Raw genomic sequence first — 977 nt, forward strand, 5'->3', positions numbered from 1 at the left:
GGGCTATACCACAGCTCAAGAAGGACGAGCAACATCAGAAGGTTATGAAGCGATGAAACGCGCGTCGAAAAACGACAAGCTGATGATCGACTTGGTTGCGTACGCCGATATGGTATCGAGCAGTGATTTTATGGACTCGGAATACAACACGCCAGAGTACACCAACCATTTCCGCATCGGTGGCGTAAAGCTGAACTTTGATGGCTCTCCACAAGGTAAAACGGCATGGCTAAGTCAGCCTTACTTCCACCCGCCACATGGACAAGATAAAGACTACGCAGGCTACCCAACCTTTGAAGATCAACAAGCTTACGATTACGTAGAAACGGCCTTTAAAAATGAATGGCAAGTGCTGACGCATGCCAATGGTGACGCTGCGATAGAGCAATTTATCAACGCAGTGACCAAAGCAAATGAAAAGCTAGGAAAACAAGACCGCCGACCTGTACTCATTCACGGCCAAACCATGCGCCAAGACCAAGTGGATCGCTTAGCGGCGCAAGGCATCTTCCCTTCTCTATTCCCAATGCATACTTTTTATTGGGGTGACTGGCATGTGGACTCGGTGCTCGGCCATCCTCGTGCCGATTTCATTTCACCAACTCAAGCGGTGAGAAAGGCAGGGTTAAAGTTCAGTACTCACCATGACGCACCTGTGGCGCTGCCAAGTTCATTCCGAGTATTGGATGCGACCGTCAATCGCACCACCAGAACCGATAAAGTACTGGGTGCAGATCAGCGCGTTGACACGTACACCGCGCTGCAAGCCATGACCATTTGGCCAGCTTACCAACACTTTGAGGAGTCGTATAAAGGTTCTATCGAAGTAGGTAAGAATGCGGATTTAATCATCCTCGATAACAACCCGATGAAGATTGAACCTAAGGCGCTAAAAGACCTAAACGTGCAAGAAACCATCAGCAGAGGTCAATCGGTTTATCAACGACAGTAATCCAAAATAAAACACCGCCGCTATC

1 protein-coding gene is annotated in these 977 nt (G+C 48.6%); it reads left to right on the forward strand.

The window, feature by feature from the left end:
• Positions 1-952 (forward strand): amidohydrolase (locus R7093_RS24285; protein WP_318146890.1); only part of this gene is annotated, 952 nt, incomplete at its 5' end.
• Between the last annotated feature and the right edge of the window lie 25 nt (positions 953-977).

The organism is Vibrio sp. 1580 (assembly GCF_033340055.1).